Below are 25,077 nucleotides of genomic sequence, written 5' to 3' on the forward strand. Positions count from 1 at the left end.
CGGCGCGCAATCCGCGCGGGGTGCGGGGGATATTCGACCGGACGAGGCCTTCCGGCGTCCTGTTCCGCCGTGCCTGTGCGGCGGACGATTGAATAGAGGCTGCGCAGTCGATAGGGGCAGACGGATGATATCCGGCGTCCCTGTCGTCCTCTTGCTTCGATCGGCGCGATGCCCGTGCCGATGAGCGCGGGCTTGCTCTTCGCGCTCGGCCTGTTCGCCGCGCTCTGGCTGGTCGCTGGGCTGTGGGCGGTCGGGCGCGGGGTTGCGATGCAGCGGCGCTCGGCGTTCGTCGCCGGGCAGACCGAACGCCTCGCCAGCCTGCTCGAAGCGTCGCCCTATCTGCCCGTCGTGGTGCGCGGCGACTGGCGCATCGAGGCGAGCGAGCGGCTCGGCCGCTGGCTCGGGCTCGATGCCGGACCGCGCAGTTTCGACGAGCTTCGCGGACTCGGCGCCGGGCTCGACGCGCAGGCGCACGAAGCGTTGCGCCAGGCGATCCTCGGCGCCCAGCGCGGTGCCAAACCCTTCACGCTCAGCCTGCGTCCGCAGGGCAGCAACCGTACGATCGTCTGTCAGGGCGTGGCGGCGCCGCAGTCGGTCGGCGGACCGGGCAGCGTTCTGCTGTGGCTCAGCGATGCGACCGACGGCCAGCAATCGCTCGCCAAGGCGCGGATCGAGCGCGACGAGGCGATGGCGGCGTTCGAGGCGCTGTCGGGACTGATCGAGGCGGCGCCGTTTCCGATGTGGTTCCGCGAACCCGATCTTCGCCTCGCGCTCGTCAACACCGCCTATGTCCGGGCGGTCGAGGCGAAAAGTGCGGCGCGGGTGATCGAGGATGGCACCGAATTGTGCGAGCCGATCGCCGGGGTCAGCGCGACCGACGCGGCCGAAGCGGCGCGTGCCGCGGGCTCGGCGCATATGCGCACCGTCCCGGTGACGATCGAGGGCGAGCGCCGGATCATGCGGGTCGTCGACGTGCCGCTGGCGCCCGAGGGCGGCCGCGTCATCGGCATCGCGGGCTATGCGATCGATATTCAGGAGCTGGAGAGCGAGCGCGGCGCGCACCGCCGCTTCGTCGATACGCAGCGCGAATTGCTCGACCGGCTGTCGGCGGCGGTGGCACAGTTCGGCCCCGATCATGGCCTTGTCTTTGCGAACCAGCCCTTTCGCCGGCTGTTCGACGTGACGGCCGAGGATGTGTCCGAAGGCCGGGCGCTCGCGCGGTTGCTCGATGCATGGCGTGAGGGCGGCCGGACGCCCGAGGTGCGCGACTATCCCGAATGGCGGCAGGCGCATGTCGACTGGTTCGCGCTGCCGCACGCGAGCGAGGAGGAATGGCGCCTGCGCGACGGCACCCATCTGCACGTCGTCGCCCAGCCGACCCCCGACGGCGGCCTGCTGCTGATCGCCGAGGATCGCACCGAGCAGGTGCAACTGGCCTCGACGCGCGACACGTTGCTGCGCGTGCGCACCGCAACCTTCGACAATCTGTTCGAGGCGATCGCGGTCTTCGCTCCCGATGGCCGCCTGCATCTGTGGAACCAGCGCTTCCGCCGCCTGTGGGGCGTCGATGAATCGACCCTTGCGGCGCATCCGCGCGTCGATGTGCTGATGAACGGCCTCGCCGACCGGCTCGCCAAGCCCAACCAGATCAGCATCGTCCAGGAAGTGATCCGCGCCGCGACGCTCGAGCGGACGCAGCGCGCGGGCGAAATCCGGTTCAAGGACGGGCGCCATTTCGATTTCGCCTCGATCCCGCTGCCCGACGGCAATGCGCTGCTCATCATGCTCGACATCACCGCCAGCCGGAAGATGGAGGGCGCGCTGCGCGAACGCAACGAGGCGCTCGAAGCGGCGGACAAGGTCAAGACCGCCTTTCTGTCGCGGATGAGTTACGAACTGCGCACGCCGCTGACCTCGATCGGCGGCTTCGGCGAGATGCTGCAGGCGGGTTATGCGGGCGAACTTCCGCCTGCCGCGCGCTCCTATGTCGACGCGATCATGGATTCGGTCGCGGTGCTCGGCCGCCAGATCGACAATGTGCTCGACCTCGCGCAGGGCGAGGCGGGGACGCTGGCGGTCGAACGCGCGCCGGTCGACGTCCGCGCGCTGCTCGGCAAGGCGCTCGCCGACGCGGCTCCGTTCGCCGAGACCGAAAACATCGAACTCGTCGGCAATCTGTCCGACAATCTTGGCAGTATCGAAGGCGATGCGCCGCGCCTGTCGCGGGTCGTGGGCGGGCTGCTCGACAATGCGATCCGCTTTACTGCCCCGGCCAAGCGCAGCGGCGGGCGCGTGCTGCTCCACGCCGACGGCGACGCGCGCGGAGTGGAGATCGTCGTGTCGGACAACGGCCCCGGCATGCCCGATGCGGTCGCCGCGGTGACGAAGGGGCAGCAGGCGGGTACGCAGACCGGCGGCATCGGCCTCGCGCTCGCGCGCCAGCTCGTTGCCGCGCACGGCGGCACGATGGAGGTGCTCAGCGAAAAGGGACAGGGCACGCTGGTCCGCGTCACCCTGCCGCGCGGATGAGCTTCAGCTGCGCCTATGATCTCGAAGACGCCGATCGCATCGGTGCCGCCATCGGCGCCGCGCTGAGGCCCGGCGATGTCGTGCTGTTGTCGGGCGACCTCGGCGCGGGCAAGACGACGCTGGCGCGCGCGATGCTCAAAGCGCGCGGTCTGGCGGGCGAGGCGCCGAGCCCGACCTTCGCGATCGTCCAGCCCTACGCCCCGCCCGAAGTCGATCTGCCGATCGCGCATGTCGATCTCTATCGCATCGACGGAGAGGATGAACTGATCGAACTCGGCCTCGACGATTATCTCTACGACGGCGCGCTGCTGATCGAATGGCCCGAACGATTGGGCGCCCAGGCATGGCCCGACGCGCTGGCGCTGACGATTTCGGGAGGGGGCGATGCGCGCGTCTTGACAGCGGCGGTGCCGCCCGCTTGGGAAGCGCGATGGCCGCTCAGATGATTCCGCCCGACCATGCGCCCGCCTTTCTTGCCGCGCATGGCTGGGGCGATGCCCGCATTCTGCCGCTCGCGGGCGATGCCTCGTTCCGCCGCTATTTCCGCGTTGTCGGTGAGGGGCGGCAGGCGGTGCTGATGGATGCGCCGCCGCCGCACGAAGACCCGCGCCCCTTCATCGCGGTCGCCGAATGGCTGTGCGAACAGGGGATGACCGCGCCCGCGATCCTCGCCCGCGATCTGGCGCGGGGCCTGCTGCTGATCGAGGATTTCGGCGACGTGCGGCTGCGCGAAACGCTCGACGCGCGCCCGGCGGCGGAGGCCGAATTCTACGCCGGGGTCACCGACCTGCTCGTCCATCTGCACGCGCGCCCCGCGATGCCGGGGCTGCCCGTCCACGGCATCGAACAATGGCTGGACGAGGTGATGCTGTTCACCGACTGGTACTGCCCCGCGCTGGACCTTGCCGTCGATCGCGACGGATTTCGCGCGGCGTGGCAGGCGGCGCTGGCGCCCGTCGAGCAGGACGGCTTGCCGCGTGTCACCGTACTGCGCGACTTTCATGCTGAAAATATCATGCTCGTCGATGGACGCAGCGGCATTGAACATTTCGGCCTGCTCGATTTTCAGGACGCGCTGGTCGGCCATCCCGCCTATGACCTTGCCTCGGTGCTCGAGGACGCGCGCCGCGACGTGACCCCGATGGTCGAGGCGGCAATGCTCGATCGCTATGTCGCTGCGACGGGACAGGGTACGGCGTTCCGCGCTGCCTATTGGGCGCTCGCGGCGCAGCGCAACACGCGCATCCTGGGCGTTTTCGTGCGCTTGTGGAAGCGCGACGGCAAGCCCGGATACCGCCAGTTCCAGCCGCGCATGTGGGGTCTGCTCGAACGCGACCTTGCGCATCCGGTGCTCGCACCGGTCAAAAAATGGTTCGACGACAATGTGCCCGCCGCCAAGCGCGCGGCGGCGTGGAGCGAGTGACGGCATGAGCGCGACGATCGAAAGCGCGATGGTGATGGCTGCGGGGATCGGCAAGCGGATGCGCCCGCTCACCGCGACGCGGCCCAAGCCGCTGGTGCGCGTGGCCGGCAAGCCGCTGATCGACCATAGCCTCGACCGGATCGAGGCGGCGGGGATCGGCCATGTCGTCGTCAACGTCCATTATCTCGCCGACGCGCTCGAGGCGCATCTCGCAAAGCAGAAGCGATCCTTTACCCTGGCGGTTTCGGACGAGCGCGGCGAACTGCTCGAAACCGGTGGCGGCATGGTCAAGGCGCTGCCGCTGCTCAAGGGCGATCCGATCCTGGTCGTCAACAGCGACAATATCTGGACCGACGGGCCGCAGGACAGCATCCGTAATCTGGCGCGCCACTGGGACGGCGATCGGATGGATGCGCTGCTCCTCGTGATCCGTCAGGCGAGTGCGACGGGACACGGTGGCAAGGGCGATTTTCACATGGACCCGGGCGGCAAGCTGTCGCGGCGCAAGCCCGGCCGTGTCGCGCCTTTCGTCTATACCGGAATCCAGCTCATTTCGCCGCGCCTGCTCGTTGGCGCGCCCGAAGGGCCCTTTTCGACGAACCTGTTGTGGGACCGCGCGATCGCGGCGGGGCGGCTTTATGGCCTGTCGCACATGGGGCAATGGTTCGACGTCGGCACCCCCGCCAGCATTGCACCGACCGAAGCGGCGCTGAGCGAGGTTTGATTCCTTTCCGCAGCCATTTCGAGCCCTTCGACTGCTTTGCAGGCGTTCGGGACGAACTGCGCGAAGCAATCCAGAGCTTGCGTAAGCCGCCTTGGATTGCTTCGCTGCGCTCGCAATGACGGAGATGTCCAAACCCACCCTCTATTCCATCCCGATTCATCGGGCCTTCGCCGACGCGCTCGCCGCCGGGGTAATCGCGCGCTTCGACGACGGCGCGCTGGGATTGGCGCACGGCCTGATCCTGCTGCCGAGCAATCGGGCGCGCAGCGCGGTGCAGGCGGCGTTCGTCCGCGCGGGCGGGCAGGGGCTTCTCATGCCGCGGCTGGCGGTGATCGGCGATACCGATCTCGACGAATCGGTCGCGCTGTCGCTCGATGCGATCGACGACGATCCGCTGCCGCCTGCTATCGATCCGCTGCACCGGCGCCTGCTGCTCGCCGAACTCATCGAGCGGCATACGCCGCCGGGCGAACCGGCAATCACCGGCGCAGCGGCGTTCCAGCTTGCCGACGGACTCGGCCGCGTGATCGACCAGCTTCATTATGAAGAGGTGCCGGTTTCGGCGCTCGTCGACCTCGATCTCGGCGCCTTTGCCGACCATTGGCGGGCGTCGCTATCGCGACTGCGGCTGCTGGTCGATGAATGGCCGGCCACGCTTGCCAGGACCGGCGCGATCGACCGCGCGGCGCGCCGCAACTTGCTTCTCGATCGCGTTGCCGCGGGATGGCGTGCGGCGCCGCCGGCGCGCTTCGTCGTCGCGGCGGGCGTTACCACCGCTGCTCCTGCCATCGCGCGGTTGCTCCGCACCGTGACCGATATGACGCGCGGCATGGTCGTGCTGCCCGGGCTCGATCAGGTGATGGCGGCGGATGAATGGGATGCGCTCGGCCCGACGCGGCCCGATGCGGATGACGATCGGCGCCCGCTCGAAACGCATCCGCAATATCATCTGAAGCTGCTGCTCGATCGCATGGGCGTTGCTCGTGATGAAGTGCAGCCATGGGATGCCGCATCGCCGCACGATGGCCCCGAAGCGCGGACGCCCTTCGCGTCGCTGCTCTTCGCGCCCGCGGACTACAGCACCCAGTGGCAGGCGGCGGGCGATCTGTCGGCGGCGGTTGCCGGCCTGTCGGGCGCCGTCTTCGCCGACGACGGGCAGGAGGCGCAGGGAATCGCCCTGCTGATGCGCGAGGCGATCGAGACGCCGGGGCGCACGGCCGCCCTCCTAACCCCCGACCGCGCGCTCGCCGAGCGCGTCGCCGCCGCGCTGACGCGCTGGGGCATCAGTGTCGATGACAGCGCCGGCCAACCGCTGTCGCGCACCGCGCCGGGCGCGCTGTTGCTGCTGCTTGCCGACCTGGCTGCCGCCTTCGATCCGGTCGCGTTGGTGGCGCTGCTCGGCCATCCGCTCGTGCGTGCGGGAGGGGAGCGCACCATGTGGCTCGACGAGGTGCGGCGGCTCGACCTGACGCTGCGTGAGCCCGGACTGCTTCCGGGATGGGACGGGGTGAGCGCGCGCATTGCGGCGCGCGCTGCCGATCCCAAGGCGCGCGGTCATGCCATTGTGGTCCAGATGGCGCCCTGGTGGACGCGTGTTTCGACCGAACTCGCCGCCGCGCTCGTGCCCTTTGGTGCCGGGCCGGCGCCGCCCGCCGACCTGCTCGCGGCGTTGCAGCGCGCTGCCGAATGGCTGGCAGGCGACGCGGTGTGGGCGGGGCCGGCGGGCCGGATGCTCGCCGAACTGTTCGACCAGTGGGCGCTGGCGCGCGGCGCCGGGCCGGCGCTTGTCGATCCTGCCGATTTTCCCGCGATGCTCGGGCAATTGCTTGGGCAAGCGAGCGTGCGTCCGCCCTATGGCGGGCATCCGCGCCTGTTCATCTGGGGCTTGCTTGAGGCGCGGTTGCAGCGGGCCGACCTGATGATTCTCGGCGGACTCGACGAAGGGCGCTGGCCCGCCGCGACGCAACCCGACCCGTGGCTCGCGCCCGGTATCCGCCGTCTGCTCGGTCTTGCCGCGCCCGAACGGCAGCAGGGGATGGCGGCGCATGATTTCGTGGGCGCGCTCGGAGGCGGAAAGATCGTCGTCACGCGCGCGCAGCGCAGCGGCGGCGATCCCGCCGTCGCCTCGCGCTTCTGGCTACGGCTCGCGGCGCTTGCGGGCGAGCTTCCCGAACCCGCACCGGGCGGGGTGCCGCTCACGCGCCTTGCCGCCGAAATCGACCTGCCGCCGGGCGGCGCGCAGCCCGCCGGTCGTCCGGCGCCGCAGCCGCCCGCTGCCGACCGTCCGCGCTGGATCAGCGTCACCGGCGTCGACAAGCTCGCGCGCGATCCCTTTGCCTTTTATGCCGACCGGATGCTCGGCCTTTCGGCGCTCGATCCATTGAGCGCCGCTCCCGATCCGCGCTGGCGCGGCACGCGGGTGCATAAATTGTTCGAGGATTGGGTGCGCGGCGGCGCCACGCGCGACGCGTTCGAGGCAGAACTGGCCGCGCTCGCCGCCGATCCCGCGCTCGACGGGCTTGCGCGCGCCTTCTGGCTGCCGCGTATCGCACCCGCGCTGCGCTGGGCTGCGGAGCAGGTTTGGGAGGCCGAGCGCAAGCCGGTCGCAGTCGAGGCGCGGGGCGAACGGACCGACGACGGCATCACGCTGCATGGCAAGGCCGACCGCATCGACCGCGGCCCCGATGGCCTTGCCATCATCGATTATAAATCGGGCGGCGCGCCGAGCGCGCAGGCCGCCGCCGACGGGCTCGACAATCAGCTCGGGCTGCTCGGCCTGCTTGCGCGCGAAGGGGCGATGGAGGGTATCGATGCCGCCCCCGTCGTGGCGCTCGAATATTGGAGCTTGCGTCCCGATCGCCGCGCCGACGGTGCGGGGCGGATTTCGAACAGCTATGGCCCGCGCAGCACGCTCAAGACCGCCGAGGCGGCGATCGACCATGCCGCCGACACGCTGACCCGGCTGGCGCGCGATTATTTGCTCGGCGACGCGCCCTTCTTGCCCGGCGAGGGCCGCGGCTATGGCGATTTTGACCAGCTCATGCGCCGCGACGAATGGTTCGGGCGCGGGGAGGACGGGCTGTGAGCAAGAGCGCCGGCCTCGCCATCCTCGACCCGCGGCAGGGCGCCGCCGCCGATCCCGAAAGCCATGTCTGGCTCGGCGCATCGGCGGGGACCGGCAAGACGCAGGTGCTGTCGGCGCGCGTGCTGCGGCTGATGCTGGACGGCGTTTCGCCGCAGGCGATCCTGTGCATCACCTTCACCAAGGCGGGCGCTGCCGAAATGGCGCACCGCATCCACGAACGGCTCGCGACCTGGGTGCGGATGAGCGACGGCGATCTGCGGCTCGATCTCCACGCGCTGGGGCTCGACTGGGAGCGGCCGGGGCTGATGACGCGCGCGCGGTCGCTGTTCGCGACAGTGATCGACAGCCCCGGCGGCGCGATCCGCGTCCAGACGATCCACAGCTTCTGCCAGACCCTGCTCGCCAGCTTTCCGCTCGAGGCAAAGCTGCTTCCCGGCTTTCGCGCTATCGAGGAAGATGAAGCAGCGGCGCTGAAGCGGCAGATACTCGGCGATCTGCTCGAGCATGATCCCGACCGCGAGGCGCTGCGGGCGGTTGCGGCGATGCTGTCGCGGCGGCTGGGGCAGGAATCCGCGCTTGCCTTCCTGTCGAGCTGCGCCGCGGTCTTCGGTGGCCCGCGCGCCGCGTTGCCGCCCGCGGCGCAGGATCTGCGCGCGGCGTTCGACCTGCCGGGCGGCGATCCCGATGCGTGGCTCGCTGCCGAAATTGCAGGCGGGGCGATTTCCGACGCCGATATCAAGGCGGTCGCGACCAGCGGGGCGGCGTGGGGTACCAAGACCGGCGAGGCTTGTTCGGACAAGATGGTCGGCTGGCTCATCGCCGAGGCCTCGGCGCGCGCCGCGATGCTCGACGAACTGCTCGGCTGTTTCCTGACCGGCAAGGGCGAGCTGCGCGCCGATTTTGCGGGCGATAAGGGCCGGATGACCGATTGTGCCGATAGCGCGGTGCGCATCGTCGATGCCGCCGGGCGGCTGCGCGCGACGGCGACCGCGATGCGCGTCGCCGACGATCTTGCGGCGGGGTGGAAGCTTGGCGCGCGCTTTGCCGAAGCCTATGCGCTCGCCAAGCGCGATGCGGGGCTTGCCGATTTCGACGATCTCATCACGCTCGCCGGGACGCTGCTGCGTGTCAGCAGCTTCGGCGAATGGGTGCGCTTCAAGCTCGATCAGCGCACCGACCATATCCTCGTCGATGAGGCGCAGGATACGAACATGCGCCAGTGGGGCATTGTCCTGTCGCTCGCCGAAGAGTTTTTCGCGGGCGTCAGCGCGAAGGACGACCGGCTGCGGACGCTGTTCACGGTCGGCGACCGCAAGCAGGCGATCTTCGGCTTTCAGGGCACCGACCCCAGGGCGTTCGCGAACGCGCGCGACATGTTCCACGCGATGGGCGAGATGGGCGGCCAGCCCTTCCGCCAGGTCGATCTCGTTTCCAACTATCGCTCGACGCCCGCGGTGCTCGACGTCGTCGACCGCTGGCTCGGCGACGGCGGGACGATAGCGATGGGACTCGACGGCGAAGAGCCGCCACACCGTCCGTTTCGAAGCGCGCAGGCCGGCCAGGTCGAACTCTGGGCGCCGCTGCCCGTCGGCAAGGCGATCGATGCCGCAGCCGCGGAGGACGGCGGGGACGAGGGGGACGGCAGCGCCCCCGCCTCCGATCCTGCCTCGATGCGGTTGGCCAAGGCGATCGCGGGCGAGGTGCAGGACTGGATCGCGAACGGCAAGGATGGCCGCCCCGTGGGGCCCGGCGATATCATGATCCTCGTACGCCGGCGCCGCGATCTGGCGGCGCGGATCGTCGCGCGGCTTCAGACGCTGCACGTCCCCGTCGCGGGCGTCGACCGCTTCGCGCTGACCCAGCCGCTAGCGGTTCAGGATCTGATCGCCGCTATGCGCTTCGCGGTGCAGCCGCTCGACGATCTCAACCTCGCCGCGCTGCTCGTGTCGCCGCTGCTCGGCTGGACGCAGGACGAGCTTTACGCGCGTACGGCAAAGCGCGGCCGCGCCGCCATCTGGGAACATCTGCGCTCCCATGAGGAGACTATGCCGCCCGCAACGATGGCGGCGCTGCGCGCACTGCTCGGCATGGCCGATTTCACGACCCCTTTCCGCTTTCTCGAAACGATCCTCTCAGGGCCGATCGACGGACGGCGCAAGCTGTACGCGCGGCTGGGGCGCGAGGCGCGCGACCCGATCGACGAACTGCTGAGCCAGGCGCTGGCGTTCGAGGCGCGCGAAACCGTGTCGCTACTCGGCTTTCTGACCCGGATCGCGGGCAGCAGCGCCGATATCAAGCGGCAGACCGAAGCGCGCAGCGACGTCGTGCGCGTGATGACGGTGCACGGATCGAAGGGCTTGCAGGCGCCGATCGTCATTCTCGCCGATGCGACCGACGATGCCGCGATCGGTCATCGTCCCTTCACCGTCGATGTCGCCGCCTGGGAAAAGCTGCCCGTCTTCGCGATGCCCGCCGACGAGCGGCAGGGTGCGCTGGCGCAGGCCTATCAGGACGCGGCCGATGCCGCGGCGCAGGAGCATTGGCGGCTGTTCTACGTCGCGATGACCCGCGCCGAAGAGATGCTGATCGTCGCGGGCGTTACCAAAAAGCCCGACCTGTCGGTGCCCGAGACAAGCTGGCACAGCGCGGCCGCGATGGCGCTGGAGGGGCTTGGTTGCGATTGGGAGGATGCGGGGCCGCTGTGGGGCCGCCGCCGTGTCCACCGCATCAATGACGGCAAATGGGCGCGCAGGGATGCGGCTGTGCGCGCCGCACCGCCGCCGCTCGCGCTGCCCGCCTGGACCCACGCCCCGGCGCCCGAGGAGGCGCGCCCGCCGCGTCCGCTCGCGCCCTCGGCGCTGGGCGAAGACGATGTCGCGGTGCCGCCGCAGGGGGCGGCGCGCGTCGCGGCGGTGACGCGCGGCCTGCTGCTCCACGCGCTGTTCGAACGCCTGCCGCCGGTCGCGACCGATAGGCGGCGCGCGGCGGCGCTGCGCTGGCTCGCGGTGCAGGCACCGACGCTCGACGATGCGGCGCGTATGGCGATGGCGGACGAGGTGCTCGCCATCCTCGATGATCCGGCGCACGCCGCACTCTTCGGCCCCGACAGTCTGGCCGAAGTGCCGCTCTCGGCGGTGGTCGACGGCATGGTCGTGGCGGGGATCGTCGACCGGCTGCGCGTGACAGACGACGCGGTGACAGTGATCGATTACAAGACCGGGCGGCGGATACCCGGGAGCGCGGCCGATGTCGCGCCCGCCTATCTGCGCCAGATGGCGGCCTATCGCGATGCGCTGGCGGTCATCTTTCCGGGCCGGCGCGTCGAAACGGCGCTGCTCTATACGGCGGAGCCGCGCCTCATCGCGCTCGACGATGCCGTGCTGGCACCGCACAAGCCCGGCTTGCTTGCCGCCAAGGCGAATTTGCCGCCGCCGCCTCTTGAGCCGGGCGCCCCGACGTCCTAGCTTGGCATCAACGATTTTTCAGAATTTCAGGAGTTCAGACGATGGCAACCAAGGCAATCACCGACGCCAGCTTTCAGGCCGATGTCCTCGACAGCGACACCCCCGTGCTCGTCGATTTCTGGGCCGAATGGTGCGGTCCGTGCAAGATGATCGGCCCGTCGCTCGAAGAAATTTCGAACGAACTCGCCGGCAAGGTGGTGATCGCCAAGCTGAACATCGACGACCATCCCGACGCGCCGAGCAAATATGGCGTGCGCGGCATCCCGACGATGATCCTGTTCAAGAATGGCCAGATCGCCGACACCAAGGTCGGCGCCGCACCGAAGAGCGCGCTTAAGGGCTGGCTCGAAGGCGCGCTTTGATTTTAGCTAGCCCCCCGACGCCGAGTAATCGGTGTCGGGGGGAGCCTTCTATCGGTCAGTCACGCCAATAGTCGTGTCGTTCGGAGCCATCGAAACCGGCCCGAAGCGAGGCAGAAATTGCGGAAACCTCTGGCCTGATCCGCATGGGCACGGGTCTTTTCGGCCGAGTTTTTCGATAAGTTCGATATCGCCGCGGACGAAGCGATGACCACACTTGACCTGCGTTTCGGACGGGTAACCCTTACGCCGCTTCGAGGTGTCTCGAAAGCAAGGCAGGTCGGCGAAGTCTTTTTGCCGTACCATGACGGCCTCCTGTGGTCGGCGCACCTGATTGCGCGCAGTGGGCGGATCTAAAAGATCGCGGTCAACTCCGGTAGTCGGCGTTGATGCTGATATAGCCGTGGGTCAGGTCGCAGGTCCAAACGGTCGCGCGCCCGTCGCCGAGGCCGAGGTCGGCGCCGACGCGAATGTCCTGGCCCTTCAGATGCGCCGCAACGGGGCCCTCGTCATAGCCGTCGACGGGTAGCCCGTCCTTCGCGACCCAATGGTCGCCGAAGCGGATTGCCAGCCGGTCGCGGTCGGCAGGTTCGCCTGCCTTGCCCACCGCCATCACGACGCGGCCCCAATTGGCATCCTCGCCCGCGATCGCGGTCTTGACCAGCGGCGAATTGGCGATCGACAGCGCGACGCGCTTGGCGCTGGCATCGCTGACCGCGCCGGTCACCGTAATTTCGATGAATTTCGACGCACCTTCGCCGTCGCGCACGACAAGCTGCGCAAGGTCGAGCGCAACGCTTTGGATTGCCGCATAAAGCGCGTCGGCGCCCGGATCGTCGCGCGTCGTCAGCACCGGATTGCCCGCCCGCCCGGTCGCGAACAACAGCACCGTGTCGCTGGTCGACGTGTCGCTGTCGACCGTGATCGCGTTGAAACTCCCCGCGGTCGCGTCGCTCAGCATCGCTTGCAACAGATCGGGCGCCACCGCGGCATCGGTGAAAAGATAGCCGAGCATCGTCGCCATGTCGGGCGCGATCATCCCCGATCCCTTGACGATCCCCGCGACTTGCACCGTGGCGCCGCCGACGACCGCGCTTGCCGCCGCGCCCTTCGGGAAGGTGTCGGTGGTGGTGATCGTCTGCGCCGCTTCTTCCCAGCTTGCGCTCGGCGTGTCGAAGCCGATGACCTTGGCGACGCCGGCGTGCGCCTTGTCCTTGGGCAGCGGCACGCCGATCACGCCCGTCGAACAGACGAAGACTTCCCTCGGATCGCACGCCAGATGCGCAGCGACCTGATCGACGATCTGCTCGACCGCCTCGCGTCCGCGATAGCCGGTGAAGGCGTTCGAATTGCCCGCATTGACGATCAGCGCGCGGGCGCGGCCGTGCGCGATGCCCTCGCGGCACATTTCGACCTCGGTCGAACAGCAGACATTCTGCGTCGTCACGCCCGCGACGACGGTACCCGGCGCCAGTTCGACATAGGTGAGGTCGCAGCGGTCCCAATTTTTGTAGTGCGCGCGCGCGATACGGCGCGTCACCCCGGCAATTTCGGGCAGGGCGGGGAAGGCAGCGGGCGCGAGCGGCGAGCGATCAGTCATGGCGCGCGCATAGCCGTTGGGGGGGCAAAGAAAAACCCCTCCCGCGAACGGAAGGGGCTTTGCTGCCGGAGTTCAGCGACGAGCGCTTCCCGGCGGTCGTCCTCCCCGCGGCGTCGCCACAAGGAGGATCGTCCGGCTTACGCCGGGATGCCGCTGATCGCCTTGACTTCCATGAAGTCCTTGAGGCCGAACAGACCGCCTTCGCGGCCATTGCCCGACGCCTTGTAACCGCCGAAGGGCGCGCCCGGTCCGGGGCCCCAGGCGTTGACAGCGACCATGCCGGCGCGCAGCTTCGGTGCCACCTCGGCGGCCTTGGACGGATCGCCCGATACCACGGCCGACAAGCCATATTCGGTGTCGTTAGCGATATCGACCGCTTCGTCGAGGCTGGAATATTCCATGATCGTCGCAACGGGGCCGAACACTTCTTCCTTGGCGATCCGCATGTCGGGCGTGACGCCCGAGAAGACGGTCGGCTTGATGAAATAGCCGCGGTTGACGTTCGCGGGCAGGCCGGTGCCGCCGGTTTCGAGCGTTGCGCCCTCGTCGATCGCCGACTGGATCAGGCCCTGGATCTTTTCGAACTGCGCCTTGTTGACGACGGGGCCGATATGCCCCCCTTCCTGCGCCGGATCGCCAACCTGCGTTCCGTCGAACATCGCCTTGATGACGCCGACGGCCTCTTCCTTGCGGTCCTTGTGGACCAGAATACGCGTCGGGGCGATACAGCTCTGACCAGTGTTGACGAGCACGCCCTGCACCGTCGGGGGCAGGACCTGGGCCAGATCGGCGTCGGGCAGGACGATGTTCGGCGACTTGCCGCCCAGTTCCTGATGGACGCGCTTGACCGTGTCGGCCGCCGCCTTGGCGACGAGGATGCCAGCGCGGGTCGATCCGGTGAAGCTCACCATTTCGATCCCCGGATGCGCGCTGATCGCATTGCCGACGGTCGGGCCGTCACCCTGAACCAGGTTGAACACGCCCGGCGGAACGCCTGCCGCATCGAGGATTTCGGCGAAAATAACGGCATTGCCGGGGCATTCTTCCGACGGCTTCAGCACCATCGTGTTGCCGGCGGCGAGCGCGGGCGCGACCTTGAGCGCAATCTGGTTGAGCGGCCAGTTCCAGGGGGTGATCATCCCGACGACGCCGATCGGTTCATAGACGACCTTGTTTGCGCCATGCTGTTCGCTGAACTCGAAATTCTTCAGCGCCTCGATCGTGCCGAGGAAGCCGCCGATGCCGGCGCCGACTTGCGCGGTGCCCGCGAAGCTGACCGGTGCGCCCATTTCGGCCGCCATCGACTTGGCGAGATCGGCGCCGCGCTTCTTATATTCCTCGACGATACGGCCGAGCAGCGCCAAGCGCTCCTCCCGCGTCGTCTGCGAATAGGTCTTATAGGCTTCCTTGGCGGCGGCAACGGCATCGTCGACGTCGGCCGCGGTGCCGAGCACGACGGTCGATGCCGCTTCCTCGGTCGCCGGGTTGATGACGTCGTGCAGCTTGCCGCCCTTGCTGTCGACCCATTTGCCGCCGATGTAATTCTGTTTCAGGTGCGTTTCGGTATCGCTCATCATCTTTCTCCCATCGGCGGAAACTTCCGTCTCGGATTGCTACCTAATCACTGTGCCGCGCGAATCAAGCGCGGTCGGCTGCGATTTCTTCCAGCTCAGCGCTTTTCAGCGGCGATGCGTGACATGAGTATCGCAGCGCGCGTCGCCTGGCGTGCGATGCTGGACAATTCGACCCTTTCGCCGGGCGCATGATCGCCGGTCGAATAGGTGCCGAGCCCGGCAAGGCCATCGACATCGGCGGCGACGAAGCTGATGTCGCCGGCGCCGCGTTTAAGCGGATCGAGCGCGGCCATTTCGGGGAGCCCCATGTCGCGGTTCACGCCGTTGAGCCGGTCGAGCAGCGCCTTGTTGCCCGCCGTCGGCGCCATCGGCGGATAGGCGCCGGGGTCGAAGGCAAGCTTCGCATCGGTGCCGGGCAGATGGCGCGCAACGATCGCCGCCATCTTGTCCTTCACCCGCGCCGACTGTTCGGGCGACAGGGTGCGCAGGTCGCCGCGCGCCACCGCAATCGGGGCGACGATGTTGGTCTTGCCGTTTGCGGTCGCGCGGATACCGCCGGTGTCGAGCGTCGCTTCCTGTCCGCCGGCGATTAGCCCGACGTTGAAGGTCAGATTGGGTTCGGGCAGTTGGGTGCGGAAATCGCGGATGATGCGTGCCAGCTCGTTGATCGCGCCGTCGCCGACCTCGGCGCTGAAGATGCCCGAACTGTGGGCGCTCATGCCCGTCGCGGTGACGGTCCAGCTTTCCGAACTGCGGCGGGCGATCGATCCCATATCGGCGCCATTGTCGCGGACAAGTCCTTCGAAATCGAGCGCGATGTCGCTGCGCTTGCCCGCGGTGATCAGGTCGGCGCGCGATTTTTCGATCGGATCGCCCGCGTCTTCCTCGTCGCCGGTCATATGGATTTCGATATTGGCGTCTTTCAGCGTGCCCGCAGCCTTCATCGCGCGCAGCGCCGCGACGATCACCACCATGCCGCCCTTGTCGTCGCCCGCGCCGGGGCCTTCGCCCCAGCCGTCCTTGCGCGTGAAGGTCTGGAAGGGCGAGTCGGGTTCGAACACCGTGTCGAGATGCGCGATCAGCAGCATCTTCTTGCCGTCGGCACGCCCCTTGTGCACCGCGATCAGATGGCCGGCGCGCTTCGTCTCGGGCGTGGGTTTCCAGGTGACCGTAAAGCCCAGCGGCTCGAGCTCGGAGCGCATCATCTCGGCTACCTTTTCGACCCCGGCGAGGTTCAACGTACCACTGTTCTGATTCACCAGCCTTTCGAGCAGCGCGATCGACCGTTCCTGCTCGGCCTTTACCGTTTCGGCCATCCGGCTTTCGGTCGGGCTCAGCTTGGCATGCGCGGCCGGGGCGAGCGCGAGCGCGGCAAGGGCGGCGAACGCGGCGAAGCGGGCTGATTTCATCTGCACAATCTCCTTTGTCGGCGCCCTTGTGCCGCTTGAAGGCCGCCGCCGCAAGCCATCGCGCCCGGCAATATTCGCTCGCTTGCCGATCCCCATCTCGAGCACGACCTGTAAAGAGTGTTTGACAGCATATGTTTCGCGTCTGTAAAGAGTGTTTGACAGGCTGAAAGGATGGTCATTGCAAAACCGCGTTCGGGATTGCCGCGAGCAGGCGGGGTGGAGCCAGGGCGAACTGGCCCGCCGGCTTGGCGTCTCGCGGCAGACGATCAATGCCGTCGAAACCGACAAATATGATCCCAGCCTGCCGCTCGCGCTGCGCATGGCCCGGCTGTTCGGGCTGGAGGTGCGCGAGCTGTTTATCGATCATTGGATGCCGGAGGACGAGTGATGGACAAGATGGTGGCCGGACATAGCGCTGCGGCGTGGAAGAAGAGCGGGATCGGGGCGCTGGTCGGCGCGATCGTCGGTGCGGGCACGGTCGCCGGGCTGATGCATGTCGCCGGGACCGATTTCATCGATGCGATGGGCGGATCGCGCGTTGCGCTGGCCGGGGTCGCCATCCTCTATCTCCTGATGGCGGCCTTTGTCGGCTTCGGGCTGGCGGTGCCGCGCACCGGCGCCAGGCTGCTCAACGTCGCCGATGCCGACGAACTGCGCGAGGAGCGCGCGGGCATGGGGCGATCGGTCATCGTCATGGGCGCAATCGGGGCCGCACTGCTTGCGCTCGCGCTCGCACGCACGCCCTCCTTTCCGACCGGACCCGTTCCGGCGCAGGCGGCCGCGGCGGTGCTGGCCCTCGTGATTGCGGGCGGTGTCGCGGCGAGCTGGGCGTGGCGGTGGCAATATGACGAGCTTAACCGCCAATTGGGCATCGAAGGCGGCTATTGGGCCTTCGGCCTGAGCTGGATCGGGCTCACCCTCTGGGGCGCCGCCGATTTTCTGGGGCTCGGACCGGCGCTCACCGCGATCGACGTGGTGACGACGCTGGCGGCGATGATGCTTGTCGGGGCCTTTGTGGCGATCGGTCGCCGCGGCCTGATGATGCGCTGAGCGCAGGTAGCAGATAAGGGAAGGGCGTCCGAGCTCCCCCAAGCCGGACGCCCTTCGAGCGTGACTGATCGCTGCAGATCAGGCGCTGTAATACATGTCGAATTCGACCGGGCTCGGGGTCTGTTCGAAGTTGTAAACTTCGGCCCATTTGAGTTCGATATAGGCTTCGATCTGATCCTTCGAGAAGACGTCGCCCTTCAAGAGGAAGTCGTGATCGGCCGCGAGGCTGTCGAGCGCTTCGCGCAGGCTGCCACAGACGGTCGGGACTTCGGCGAGTTCTTCGGGCGGCAGATCATAGAGATTCTTGTCCATCGCGTCGCCGGGGTGGATCTTGTTCTGGATGCCGTCGAGCCCCGCCATCAGCAGCGCCGAATAGCAGAGATAGGGGTTCGCCATCGCGTCGGGGAAACGGAATTCGACGCGCTTCGCCTTGGCGCCCGCGCCATAGGGGATGCGGCACGAAGCCGAACGGTTGCGGCTCGAATAGGCGAGCAGCACCGGCGCCTCGAAGCCCGGGACGAGGCGCTTGTAGCTGTTCGTCGTCGGGTTGGTGAAGGCATTGAGTGCCTTCGCATGCTTGATGACGCCGCCGATGAAATAGAGGCACATGTCCGAAAGGCCGGCATAGCCGTTGCCCGCAAAGAGCGGCTTGCCCTTTTCCCAGATCGAGATGTGGGTGTGCATGCCCGATCCGTTATCGTCCTTGATCGGCTTGGGCATGAAGGTCGCAGTCTTGCCATAGGCATGGGCGACCTGATGCACGACATATTTGTAGATCTGCATGCGGTCGGCGGTCTGCGTCAGCGTGCCGAAGGTCAGGCCCAGCTCGTGCTGCGCGGCGGCGACTTCATGGTGATGCTTGTCGCAGGGCAGGCCCATTTCGAGCATGGTCGAGACCATTTCGGCGCGGATGTCGACGGCGCTGTCGACCGGCGCGACAGGGAAATAGCCGCCCTTGGCGCGCGGACGATGTCCAAGGTTGCCGCCTTCATAGGCGCGGCCGGTGTTGGTCGGCAGTTCGATATCGTCGATTTCGAAACCCGACTTGTTATAGCCGGTTTCGAAGCGGACGTCGTCGAACATGAAGAATTCGGCTTCGGGGCCGACATAGACGGTGTCGCCGATGCCGGTCGAGGCGACATAGGCTTCGGCGCGCTTCGCGGTGGTGCGCGGGTCGCGGGCATAGCCTTCGCCGGTCGAAGGTTCGACGATGTCGCAGAACATCACCAGCATCGGGGTTGCCGAGAAGGGATCGTCATAGACCGCTTCGAGATCGGGCTTCAGGATCATGTCGCTTTCGTTGATCGCCTTCCAGCCTTCGATCGACGAACCGTCGAACATCAGGCCGTCTTCGAGGGCGTCTTCGTCGATCACGCCGGCGCACATGGTCAGATGCTGCCATTTGCCCTTGGGATCGGTGAAACGCAGATCGACCCACTCGATGTCATTATCCTTGATCCGGGCGATGATATCCTTCGGCTTGGTGGCCATGGTCACTTCTTCCTTTTTGCGAATAGTACCGGCTGGACCGGCGTCTGTTGAACGGGATGGAGCGATGGAAGCTTAGAGCGCGTCCTCATTGCGCTCGCCGGTGCGGATGCGCAGCGCGGTTTCCACGGGGATCACGAAAATCTTGCCGTCGCCGATGCGGCCCGTCTGCGCCGCCGCGGCAATCGCCTCGACCACGCGTTCGGCCATATTGTCATCGACGATAACCTCCAGCTTCACCTTCGGCAGGAAGTCGACGACATATTCAGCGCCGCGATACAGTTCGGTGTGACCCTTCTGGCGACCGAAGCCCTTCGCCTCGGTGACGGTGATGCCGCTGACACCCACTTCGTGCAGCGCCTCCTTCACCTCGTCGAGCTTGAACGGTTTGATGATCGCCTCAATCTTCTTCACGCTTCATGTCCCCCTTTGGGCCTTCCACCTTTGCCTGTGGACGAAGCCGGGTCAGGTACGCCTGAACCGGTTTCCCCCGTGAGTCGGTGCGGTGTGCGGCCATCTTGCACCAATCAAGACCCGTGCCAATTGGCGAATCGCAAGCTTTCGGTAAGAAATTTGGCACGAAATTACGCCGCTGCCCGTCCTTTGGGCAGCGGCGTGATTTAGGTGATTAAATTTTGTGCAATCAGCGCCCGACGGGCGCCGACGCGTCGGGCAGGTTCGCCTTGGTCCAGTTCGACCGGTCGATGACATAGGCGCGAATCGCCTCGACATCGGCGGGGGAGAGCACCTTGGCAAAGCTCACCATGCCGCGGTCCTTCAGCGCGCCGTCGAGGATCACGCCCTTCCATGCATCGGCACTGGTCAGCGCACCCGAAACGCGCAGGTCGGGGGTGAAGCCGTTGCCGATCGCGCTGTCGCCGTGACAGACTTGGCAATAGCGCCCGAAATGCGCCTTGCCCGATGCGATCTGCTGCGGCGTGCCGAACTGCGCGGGCGGATTCCACGCCAGCGTCGTGGTCGCGGGCGGGGCGGGGAGCTGCACCGTACCGCCGAGCTTGAGCACCACGAGGCGCGGAATATTGGGCACCTTGCGCGTCACTCCGCCCGCGACCCCGGCGACAAGTGGAAAGGCGCCGCCCTTGCTGGTCTGGAAAGCGACATATTGCACTCCGCCCACGCGGAAGGTCGATGGCGCGCTGACGATCCCTGACTGCATGTCGAGGTCGAGCAGCTGCTTGCCGGTGTCGGCGGCATAGGCGCGGAAGCGCCCGGTGCTCGTTCCCTGGAAAACCAGATTGCCGGCGGTCGTCATCGTGCCGCCGTTCCATGCGGCGGGATAGTCGACGCCCCAGGCGACCTTGCCGGTGCGCGGGTCGAAGGCAACGAGACGGCCGGTGGTCGCGGCGACGGCCGCGCGGAAGGCAGCCTTGTCGTCGGGGAGCATCGCTGCGGTCAGCGAGGCGCCGATGTTGAAGCCGAGTACCTTGCGCCGGTCCAGCTCATCCATATCCTGGATATAGCCCTGCGGAATCTGCTGCGCCGGAATATAGACGAGGCCGGTAGCAGGGTTGTAGCTCATCGGATGCCAGTTGTGCGCGCCAAGCGCGCCCGGGATCGCGATGAAGGACTTGCCGGTCTTGTAGAAGCGCGCGTCGGGATTTTCGATCGGCCGGCCAGTGGCCATGTCATAGCCGGTCGCCCAGTTGATCCCGTCGACGAAAGGCTTGGCGTCGATCAGCTTGCCGGTGGTCCGGTCGATCGTGAAGAAAAAGCCGTTCTTCGGTGCATGATACAGCACTTTGGTCGGCGTGCCGTTCACCGCCTGCTCGGCAAGGATGATCGGCTGCGTCGCGGTATAGTCCCAGCTCTCGCCGGGCGTTTCCTGATAATGCCATTTATATTTGCCGGTCGACGCATCGAGCGCCACCACGGACGAGAGGAACCAGTTGTCGCCTTCGCCGTTCGAACGCGTGCCATGGTTCCACGGATTGCCGTTGCCGACGCCGAGATAGATCTGGTCGAGATCCTTGTCATAGACGATCGCGTCCCACACCGTGCCGCCGCCGCCCGACGTCTTCCATTCCCCTTGGTCTGACCAGGTTGCATTGCCTTTCGACGCGAAGATGTCGTCGCTTGCGGCGCCGTCCTTCTTCTTTTCGGGGTTCGGCGCGGTGTAGAAGCGCCAGCGTTCCTTGCCGGTATCGGCATCATAGGCGGTGACATAGCCGCGCACCCCGAATTCGGCGCCGCCGCTGCCGATGAGCACCATGTCCTTCACGACGCGCGGCGCGCCGGTGATCGTGTAGGGCTTTTGGGGATCGAAGGTCTGCGTCGACCACAATTCCTTGCCGGTCTTGCGATCGAGCGCGATCAGCCGCCCGTCGAGTGCGCCGACGAAGAGCTTGTCGCCCCATACCGCGACGCCGCGGTTGACGACGTCGCAGCAGGCGTTGACCGCGCGGTCGCCCGACACCTTGGGATCGAAGGACCAGAGCTTCTTGCCGGTCCCGGCGTCCCACGCGTCGACCTTCGACCAGGCGTGGCTGACATAAAGGGTGCCATCGACGACGACCGGGGTGGCTTCCTGTCCGCGCGCGTCCTCAAGATCGGCGAACCAGGCAATGCCAAGCTCGCCCACATTCTTGTCGTTTATGTCGGTGAGCGGGCTGAAGCGCTGCTCGTCATAGCCATAGCCGATGCCGGCCCAGTTGTCGCCGTTGCCGCCGGTCTTGAGCAGTGCTTCGCTCGCCCTCTCGGCATCGTCGAGCGACCTGCCCGTGCCGCCCGACTTCGACGCGTTGCAACCCGCCAGAACCAAGGCCGCACCACAAAGCAGCGCGGTCGCCATGACCCGTTTCGCCATATTCGCTCTCCCTCGACGTCCTATGCTTGACGTTCACGTCAAGACTGCGCCGGGCGAAGCGGATTCGCAAGCGGGAATTTAGGGTGTTCTACCTAAAGTCTGGCAGGTTTCAGGCCCAGGGCGGGGTGTTGAGTCCCTTGGGGCTTGCGGTAAAGATTTCGCAGCCGTCCTCGGTGATGCCGATGCTGTGTTCGAACTGCGCCGAAAGCGACCGGTCGCGCGTCACCGCGGTCCAGCCGTCGGCAAGCATCTTCACGGCATATTTGCCGGTGTTTATCATCGGTTCGATGGTGAAGAACATGCCGGGCCTCAGCTCGGGGCCGGTGCCGGGGCGCCCGGCGTGGACCACTTCGGGCGCATCGTGGAACATCTGGCCGAGCCCGTGACCGCAAAAATCGCGCACCACCGAATAACGGTGGCGTTCGGCGTGGCTCTGGATCGCGTGCGCGACGTCGCCCATCGTATTGCCGGGCTTCGCCTGTTCGATGCCCAGCATCAGGCATTCATAGGTCACGTCCACCAGCCGCCGCGCCTTGATCGGAACTTCGCCGACCAGATACATGCGGCTGGTGTCGCCATGCCAGCCGTCGATGATGCTGGTGACGTCGACATTGACGATATCGCCTTCGCGCAGCGGCTTGTCGTCGGGAATCCCGTGGCACACGACATGGTTGATGCTGGTACAGCAGCTATGCGTGAAGCCGCGATAGCCCAGCGTCGCGGGAATGCCGCCGCCCGCAAGCATCATCTCGCGCACCAGATCGTCGATCGCCCCGGTGGTCACGCCGGGCTGGATGAAAGGAACGAGCGCGTCGAGAATCTCGGCCGACAGCCGGCCGGCCTTGCGCATTCCGGCAAAGCCGGATTCGTCGTGAAGCTTGATCGTGCCGTCGCGGACGGGGGCGGGGGTGGCCGCTTCGTCGGCGGTTACGGAGATGTAGTTGTACATGCCGGTGATATAGGCGCCGCAGCCCCAAAAAGCGAGGGGGTCAAACAAAACCCCTCCCGCAAGCGGGAGGGGTTGAAGCGGTTTCTACTCTGCCGCCTTCTCAGCTTTGGCCTTGCCCTTGCCCTTGCTCGCCTTGGGCGCCGCCGGGGTGATTTCGAAGCTCAGCGGATTGCCGACCTTGGCATCCTCGCCGGTTTTCAGCTTCACCTTGACCTCGCCGCCGTGGACGAGCTTGCCGAAGAGCAGTTCTTCGGCGAGCGGCTGCTTGATCTTTTCCTGGATCAGGCGGCCCATCGGGCGTGCGCCATAGAGCTTGTCATAGCCCTTGGCGGTCAACCATTCGCGCGCCTTGTCGTCGAGCTGGATGTGGACGTTGCGGTCGGCAAGCTGCAGTTCGAGTTGCAGGATGAACTTGTCGACAACGCGCGCCACGACTTCCGGCGGCAGATAGCCGAAGGGGACGATCGCATCGAGGCGGTTGCGGAATTCGGGGGTGAACATGCGCTTCACCGCCTCTTCCTGCGCATCCTCGCGCGTCTGGGTGCCGAAACCGATCGACTCGCGCGTCATGTCGCTCGCGCCCGCATTGGTCGTCATGATCAGGATCACGTTGCGGAAGTCGACCGTCTTGCCGTGGTGGTCGGTCAGCCGGCCATTGTCCATCACCTGGAGCAGGATGTTGAACAGGTCGGGATGCGCCTTCTCGATCTCGTCGAGCAGCAGCACGCAGTGCGGGTTCTGGTCGATCGCGTCAGTCAGCAGGCCGCCCTGGTCATAGCCGACATAGCCCGGCGGCGCGCCGATCAGGCGGCTCACCGAGTGGCGTTCCATATATTCGGACATGTCGAACCGCTGGAGCGGAATGCCGAGCAGATGCGCGAGCTGTTTCGCGACCTCGGTCTTGCCGACGCCGGTGGGGCCGCTGAACAGATAATTGCCGATCGGCTTTTCGGGATCGCGCAGCCCGGCGCGGCTGAGCTTGATCGCCGACGACAGCACCTCGATCGCGGTATTCTGACCGAAGACGACGCGCTTGAGGTCGGTCTCGAGCGTTTCGAGAACCTTCTTGTCGTCGCTCGACACCGATTTCGGCGGGATACGCGCCATCGTCGCGATCACCGCCTCGATCTCCTTCGCGGTGATCGTCTTGCGGCGCTTCGACGGCGGCACCAGCATCTGCATCGCGCCGACTTCATCGATCACGTCGATCGCCTTGTCGGGCAGCTTGCGGTCGTTGATGTAACGCGATGACAGCTCGACCGCCGCGTTGATCGCGTCGGCGGTGTATTTCACATTATGATGGCTCTCGAACGCGTCGCGCAGGCCGGCGAGGATCTTCTTCGTGTCCTCGATGCTCGGTTCGATCACGTCGATCTTCTGGAACCGGCGCAGCAGCGCGCGGTCCTTCTCGAAATGATTGCGGAACTCCTTGTAGGTGGTCGAACCGATGCAGCGGATCACACCGCCCGACAATGCGGGCTTCAGGAGGTTCGACGCATCCATCGCGCCGCCGCTCGTCGCGCCGGCGCCGATCACCGTGTGGATCTCGTCGATGAACAGGATCGCGTGCGGCATGCCTTCGAGTTCGGAGACGACCTGTTTCAGCCGCTCCTCGAAATCGCCGCGATAGCGCGTGCCGGCGAGCAGCGCGCCCATATCAAGCGAATAGATCACCGCTTCCTTCAGCACCTCGGGCACGTCGCCCTCGATGATCTTGCGCGCGAGGCCCTCGGCGATCGCGGTCTTGCCGACGCCGGGGTCGCCCACATAGAGCGGGTTGTTCTTGCTGCGGCGGCAAAGGATCTGGATCGTGCGGTCGACCTCGGCGCTGCGGCCGATCAGCGGGTCGACCTTGCCGCCCTTCGCCTTTTCGTTGAGGTTGACCGTGAACTGGTCGAGCGCGGTTTCCTTCTTGTTCTTGCCTTCGCTCTTGTCCTTCGCTTCTTCCTTTTCCTCGGGCTCGGCGGTGGGCGACGGCTTGCCGCCCTTGCCGACCCCGTGGCTGAGGTAGGAAACGGCGTCGAGCCGCGTCAGATCCTGCTGCTGCAAGAAGTAGACCGCATAGCTCTCGCGCTCCGAAAACAGCGCGACGAGGACATTCGCGCCCGTCACCTCATCCTTGCCCGACGACTGGACGTGCAGGATCGCGCGCTGGACGACGCGCTGGAAACCGCTGGTTGGGGAGGGGTCGCTGTGCCCCTCGACCTTCAGGCTGTCGAGTTCGGTGTCGAGATAATGGACCACCGCCGACTGCAACTCGCCCAGCGCGACGCCGCACGCGCGCATCACTTCGGCAGCATGTTCGTCGTCGATCAGCGCGTAGAGCAGATGCTCCAGCGTCGCATATTCGTGGTGGCGCTCCGACGCGGCCTTCAGCGCGTTGTGCAGGGTCTTTTCGAGGGACTCCGAAAAGGACGGCATGGTCTTCATCTCCTTGCGGGGACGTGCCGGGGAGAGGCCGCCCCTAGGAACACAACGTGGCGATGCTCCCGTCTCTCCGCAAGGGAAAAGCGGAAGCTCGTGTGAAATTACGATGACAGGCTTGTCTTATGGTTAACGCAGCGTTGCGATTTGGCGGGCGCGACGCCGTTCAATCACA

At 66.6% G+C, this 25,077-nt stretch carries 18 protein-coding genes; 9 read left to right on the plus strand and 9 right to left on the minus strand.

Annotation, left to right across the window (positions count from 1 at the left end):
• Positions 1-180: 180 nt before the first annotated feature.
• From L0963_RS03075 to trxA, 7 genes are all read left to right on the plus strand, one after another.
• Positions 181-2,529: a sensor histidine kinase gene (locus L0963_RS03075; protein WP_409372277.1), complete on the plus strand. Its 2,349-nt coding sequence runs from the start codon at positions 181-183 to the stop codon at positions 2,527-2,529.
• Positions 2,526-2,975, plus strand: coding sequence for a tRNA (adenosine(37)-N6)-threonylcarbamoyltransferase complex ATPase subunit type 1 TsaE (gene tsaE / locus L0963_RS03080; protein ID WP_062900655.1), 450 nt, complete (start codon positions 2,526-2,528; stop codon positions 2,973-2,975). The genes L0963_RS03075 and tsaE overlap by 4 nt, the downstream gene beginning before the upstream one ends.
• On the plus strand, positions 2,960-3,952 hold the full coding sequence (locus tag L0963_RS03085; RefSeq protein ID WP_234178551.1) for an aminoglycoside phosphotransferase family protein: 993 nt from the start codon (positions 2,960-2,962) through the stop codon (positions 3,950-3,952). Before tsaE ends, L0963_RS03085 begins: the two co-directional genes overlap by 16 nt.
• Before the next feature lie 4 nt (positions 3,953-3,956).
• Positions 3,957-4,676 (plus strand): nucleotidyltransferase family protein, encoded by a 720-nt coding sequence (locus L0963_RS03090; protein WP_186402609.1) that lies wholly within the window; start codon positions 3,957-3,959, stop codon positions 4,674-4,676.
• A 124-nt stretch (positions 4,677-4,800) separates the two neighbouring features.
• A complete protein-coding gene (addB, locus tag L0963_RS03095; RefSeq protein ID WP_217372651.1) occupies positions 4,801-7,761 on the plus strand; it encodes a double-strand break repair protein AddB in 2,961 nt (986 codons plus the stop codon).
• Positions 7,758-11,225: a double-strand break repair helicase AddA gene (gene addA / locus L0963_RS03100; protein WP_217372650.1), complete on the plus strand. Its 3,468-nt coding sequence runs from the start codon at positions 7,758-7,760 to the stop codon at positions 11,223-11,225. The genes addB and addA overlap by 4 nt, the downstream gene beginning before the upstream one ends.
• 41 nt (positions 11,226-11,266) lie before the next feature.
• Positions 11,267-11,587 (plus strand): thioredoxin TrxA, encoded by a 321-nt coding sequence (gene trxA, locus L0963_RS03105; RefSeq protein WP_003040459.1) that lies wholly within the window; start codon positions 11,267-11,269, stop codon positions 11,585-11,587.
• Positions 11,588-11,635: 48 nt separating this feature from the next.
• Here the strand turns inward: trxA and L0963_RS19860 are convergent, their stop codons facing one another.
• The 4 genes from L0963_RS19860 to L0963_RS03120 form a co-directional block, all read right to left on the minus strand.
• Positions 11,636-11,890 (minus strand): SEC-C metal-binding domain-containing protein, encoded by a 255-nt coding sequence (locus tag L0963_RS19860; RefSeq protein WP_217372649.1) that lies wholly within the window; start codon positions 11,888-11,890, stop codon positions 11,636-11,638.
• 61 nt (positions 11,891-11,951) lie between these two features.
• Complete coding sequence (gene argJ, locus L0963_RS03110) at positions 11,952-13,184, minus strand: bifunctional glutamate N-acetyltransferase/amino-acid acetyltransferase ArgJ (RefSeq protein ID WP_217372648.1); 1,233 nt, start codon at positions 13,182-13,184, stop codon at positions 11,952-11,954.
• A 137-nt stretch (positions 13,185-13,321) separates the two neighbouring features.
• Positions 13,322-14,761 (minus strand): aldehyde dehydrogenase family protein, encoded by a 1,440-nt coding sequence (locus tag L0963_RS03115; RefSeq protein WP_058813093.1) that lies wholly within the window; start codon positions 14,759-14,761, stop codon positions 13,322-13,324.
• A 92-nt stretch (positions 14,762-14,853) separates the two neighbouring features.
• A complete protein-coding gene (locus L0963_RS03120; protein WP_186402613.1) occupies positions 14,854-16,167 on the minus strand; it encodes a M20/M25/M40 family metallo-hydrolase in 1,314 nt (437 codons plus the stop codon).
• 178 nt (positions 16,168-16,345) lie between these two features.
• On the opposite strand from L0963_RS03120, the gene L0963_RS03125 reads away from it, so the two are divergent.
• Together L0963_RS03125 and L0963_RS03130 are read left to right on the plus strand one after the other, a co-directional pair.
• Positions 16,346-16,555: a helix-turn-helix transcriptional regulator gene (locus L0963_RS03125; RefSeq protein WP_003040449.1), complete on the plus strand. Its 210-nt coding sequence runs from the start codon at positions 16,346-16,348 to the stop codon at positions 16,553-16,555.
• Positions 16,555-17,217 (plus strand): hypothetical protein, encoded by a 663-nt coding sequence (locus L0963_RS03130; RefSeq protein ID WP_062900650.1) that lies wholly within the window; start codon positions 16,555-16,557, stop codon positions 17,215-17,217. Before L0963_RS03125 ends, L0963_RS03130 begins: the two co-directional genes overlap by 1 nt.
• Positions 17,218-17,295: 78 nt before the next feature.
• Here the strand turns inward: L0963_RS03130 and glnA are convergent, their stop codons facing one another.
• The 5 genes from glnA to clpA all read right to left on the minus strand — a co-directional run bounded on the left by glnA (position 17,296) and on the right by clpA (position 24,899).
• The gene (glnA, locus tag L0963_RS03135; RefSeq protein WP_058813096.1) at positions 17,296-18,708 is read right to left on the minus strand and encodes a type I glutamate--ammonia ligase; all 1,413 of its coding nucleotides are present in this window, start codon (positions 18,706-18,708) and stop codon (positions 17,296-17,298) included.
• 72 nt (positions 18,709-18,780) lie between these two features.
• The gene (locus L0963_RS03140) at positions 18,781-19,119 is read right to left on the minus strand and encodes a P-II family nitrogen regulator (protein WP_003040441.1); all 339 of its coding nucleotides are present in this window, start codon (positions 19,117-19,119) and stop codon (positions 18,781-18,783) included.
• 229 nt (positions 19,120-19,348) lie between these two features.
• Positions 19,349-21,529 carry a PQQ-dependent dehydrogenase, methanol/ethanol family gene (locus L0963_RS03145; RefSeq protein WP_217372647.1) on the minus strand — a complete coding sequence of 727 codons (2,181 nt, stop codon included), beginning with the start codon at positions 21,527-21,529 and terminating at the stop codon, positions 19,349-19,351.
• Between the two features lie 109 nt (positions 21,530-21,638).
• Positions 21,639-22,478, minus strand: coding sequence for a type I methionyl aminopeptidase (gene map, locus L0963_RS03150; protein WP_062900648.1), 840 nt, complete (start codon positions 22,476-22,478; stop codon positions 21,639-21,641).
• An 84-nt stretch (positions 22,479-22,562) separates the two neighbouring features.
• Entirely contained in the window at positions 22,563-24,899 is a 2,337-nt protein-coding gene (gene clpA, locus L0963_RS03155; RefSeq protein ID WP_058813119.1) for an ATP-dependent Clp protease ATP-binding subunit ClpA, read from the minus strand.
• Positions 24,900-25,077: the final 178 nt, after the last annotated feature.

It is taken from the genome of Sphingopyxis sp. NFH-91 (assembly GCF_021401285.1).
Taxonomy (GTDB): Bacteria; Pseudomonadota; Alphaproteobacteria; order Sphingomonadales; family Sphingomonadaceae; genus Sphingopyxis; species Sphingopyxis terrae_A.

Bases quoted from the DNA above. Each gene is read 5' to 3' on its own strand.
- clpA (WP_058813119.1), bottom strand. From the start codon at position 24,899: ATGCCGTCCTTTTCGGAGTCCCTCGAAAAGACCCTGCACAACGCGCTG.
- glnA (WP_058813096.1), bottom strand. From the start codon at position 18,708: ATGGCCACCAAGCCGAAGGATATCATCGCCCGGATCAAGGATAATGAC.
- tsaE (WP_062900655.1), top strand. From the start codon at position 2,526: ATGAGCTTCAGCTGCGCCTATGATCTCGAAGACGCCGATCGCATCGGT.
- L0963_RS19860 (WP_217372649.1), bottom strand. From the start codon at position 11,890: ATGGTACGGCAAAAAGACTTCGCCGACCTGCCTTGCTTTCGAGACACC.
- map (WP_062900648.1), bottom strand. From the start codon at position 22,478: ATGTACAACTACATCTCCGTAACCGCCGACGAAGCGGCCACCCCCGCC.
- L0963_RS03130 (WP_062900650.1), top strand. From the start codon at position 16,555: ATGGACAAGATGGTGGCCGGACATAGCGCTGCGGCGTGGAAGAAGAGC.
- L0963_RS03115 (WP_058813093.1), bottom strand. From the start codon at position 14,761: ATGATGAGCGATACCGAAACGCACCTGAAACAGAATTACATCGGCGGC.
- L0963_RS03090 (WP_186402609.1), top strand. From the start codon at position 3,957: ATGAGCGCGACGATCGAAAGCGCGATGGTGATGGCTGCGGGGATCGGC.
- L0963_RS03085 (WP_234178551.1), top strand. From the start codon at position 2,960: ATGGCCGCTCAGATGATTCCGCCCGACCATGCGCCCGCCTTTCTTGCC.
- L0963_RS03145 (WP_217372647.1), bottom strand. From the start codon at position 21,529: ATGGCGAAACGGGTCATGGCGACCGCGCTGCTTTGTGGTGCGGCCTTG.
- L0963_RS03075 (WP_409372277.1), top strand. From the start codon at position 181: ATGAGCGCGGGCTTGCTCTTCGCGCTCGGCCTGTTCGCCGCGCTCTGG.
- L0963_RS03120 (WP_186402613.1), bottom strand. From the start codon at position 16,167: ATGAAATCAGCCCGCTTCGCCGCGTTCGCCGCCCTTGCCGCGCTCGCG.
- addB (WP_217372651.1), top strand. From the start codon at position 4,801: ATGTCCAAACCCACCCTCTATTCCATCCCGATTCATCGGGCCTTCGCC.
- argJ (WP_217372648.1), bottom strand. From the start codon at position 13,184: ATGACTGATCGCTCGCCGCTCGCGCCCGCTGCCTTCCCCGCCCTGCCC.
- trxA (WP_003040459.1), top strand. From the start codon at position 11,267: ATGGCAACCAAGGCAATCACCGACGCCAGCTTTCAGGCCGATGTCCTC.